This is a genomic window from Pseudomonadota bacterium (assembly GCA_030775045.1).
Taxonomy (GTDB): Bacteria; Pseudomonadota; Alphaproteobacteria; order JALYJY01; family JALYJY01; genus JALYJY01.
Map to the genome: position 1 here is coordinate 309 of JALYJY010000141.1, position 2325 is coordinate 2633.

Sequence of the window (2325 nt, forward strand, 5' to 3'; positions counted from 1 at the left end):
GGATTATGCCTTGATGACGAAAACTTTTCCGGGGCATAGATCTCATGGCTGAAACTTTTGGTGAAACTGTCAGACAGGGGGAAAAAAATGTCTGTAGCAAGTCGGGTTTCCAGATTTTTTGTGAAGCTTTCTGCAGAACTTTCACTGGTGGCTGCAGCGGCCGGCTGTGGCGGAATACCGGAGATGCCTGCATATAAGGACCAGGTCTGCGTTGCCGCAGAAGCCCATCTGTGGAGTGTGTTTGCGGGCATGGGGTGGCCTTGCGATGCCGCGTTCGGGATGGCGGTCCGGCGCGGGGAGAGGGATGGCGAGCCCAGCGCCCTGTTCCATGTGACGTGCCGGAATACGATGGGCCAGTCCGTATCATCACCTGTGTGCAGGAATGGCGTGGAGGCAGTTTATATTGCAGAGGATTATGTCTACATGGAAAATCCGGGAACCGGCCAGTTTCCGGAGGACGGAAACAGAACAACCCTTCCGGACGGAACGACTGACGCGATGGAGCTGCTGGCCTCGAACCAGTGCAATCCGAACGCCAGCAGCGGAAATCCGGACGATGTTCCCCATTTTGCCCTTGAAAACCGGTAAACAGCTGGACAGACGGAAGTGATTTCAGGGCAGGGGCGCTATGGTCAGGGTATTCTGCCCTGATGCCCCTGCACCGGACAGCCAGGGGCCCGAAATGGCCATGCCGCCTTCCAGAAACTCCCGGAACATTTCCTGCTCCCAGGGCTGCAGGCGCTGGATCCGGCGCAGGACACCGGTGGTATTTTCATCCAGGGCAAGAGCCGCAGCGGATGCCGGCAATGGCCTGGCAGGCTGGCCATAAGCCTGGGGCAGGCGGCTGTGCAGGAACTGCATGGTGTCGTGGATGCCTGCAAGGGTCAGAACCCCGTCGCGGTTCCGGGGCGCGATGGCCCAGATGAATTCCATGAAGCGGTTTGCATAGAACCGCTCGCCGTTCCAGTCGTCCCGGCCCGCCCCGTAAGCATCCTGCTTTTCCATCAGGGCGCGGACAAAAAGGGCTACAGGAGCAAGATCTCCTGTACTCCACTGGGCGGCATTGAGGGACATGTGCAGGCTGAACAGCAGGTGCAGGTTTCGCAGACCGGCCACGTTTCCCGGGATCCTGTTTCCTTCGGCCAGATCTGTCATGGACTGTCCGATTCCCGTTCCCAGGCTGTGGTCAAAGACGTATTCCAGGCCATCCATATACTGGCGGAAGCGCTCCTCATCCGTTGCGGGGGGCGCCTCACCGCAGAGGAACTTCTGCATCAGCCAGCCGGCCTCCTCCAGAAACACCCGCGTTTCCGGATCAGAAACGGCATCGGCAGGGGCGGGAAGATTCGAATCGCCCCACAGGTTGCTTCTGAACCAGGGAAAGACACCGGCCTGTGGATCTCCGTTGCTGATCACAACGCACACGGGCCAGTCGGGACCGTTGGCATAGCGCAGAAGGATATGCCCGACCGGAGGCCAGGACTGCTGTACAGTCAGCAGGGCTCTGGCGCAGCTGTCGTAGAACTTCAGGTTTTCCGGACTGTCTTCCGGGCCCAGCGGGGCCGGGTTGCCCTTTATGATTTCTGCATCCTTCAGAACGCTGGCGCAGGCCCGGGCAGCTCTTGCATGGGCCACGCCAATGATACCCTTTTGTCGGAGCCTCCACAGTTCGTTCCACTCTTCCACCGTCAGGTTCGTGTGTTCCGGGGTCACCTTCACCACGGTGGTCAGCAGATCGGCCCTTTCCCAGGGGGTGGGCTTTCGCTCGCCGCAGGCCATGAGGGCCAGGGCAGAGGCCGAGGCAAAAAGAAGAGATCTCGTCCCGGTACGCATGAAAAACAGTCCTGTCCTGTCGATACTGCAGGTACCTTAGACAGAAAGCTTTAACAGAAAGCAAACTTGTGAACATTTTTAATGATCAACATCAGGCTGTTGATCGTTTTCTCATGTATAAGGAAGATTGACAGGACGTGGAACGCAACCTATGGTTGCCGCGACGTTTGAAGCAACACTTGAAGTAACCCTGAAAAAATGAGGAACAATAATGAGAAAAAGCTTCCGGTCTCCCTTGGCCGCCGCCCTTGCCACAGCCTTTTTTACTGCCGCCTGCCCCGGAGAGGAACAGCTCCCGTATGAGGAATCTCCCGAATTGGAACTGGACAGCTGCGTTCAGCATCCAAACCTGAGCGAAACAACTGAGGCCAGCCGCCCTACGCCTGCAGGGTTTGCAAATTTCGGGCAGATTATGTCTGGATGCACAGAGACTGTTATGAGCGGAGTACGGCTTGGCGTAAAATATGACATGTGTGGCCCTCTCTGGGGGCG

The 2325-nt window shown here is 57.6% G+C and carries 2 protein-coding genes; one reads left to right on the forward strand and one right to left on the reverse strand.

Annotation, left to right across the window (positions count from 1 at the left end):
- Positions 1-87 precede the first annotated feature (87 nt).
- Positions 88-588, forward strand: a complete 501-nt coding sequence (locus M3O22_09160; protein MDP9196908.1) for a hypothetical protein — start codon at positions 88-90, stop codon at positions 586-588.
- Between the two features lie 24 nt (positions 589-612).
- Here the strand turns inward: M3O22_09160 and M3O22_09165 are convergent, their stop codons facing one another.
- Positions 613-1833, reverse strand: coding sequence for a hypothetical protein (locus tag M3O22_09165; protein MDP9196909.1), 1221 nt, complete (start codon positions 1831-1833; stop codon positions 613-615).
- Positions 1834-2325: the final 492 nt, after the last annotated feature.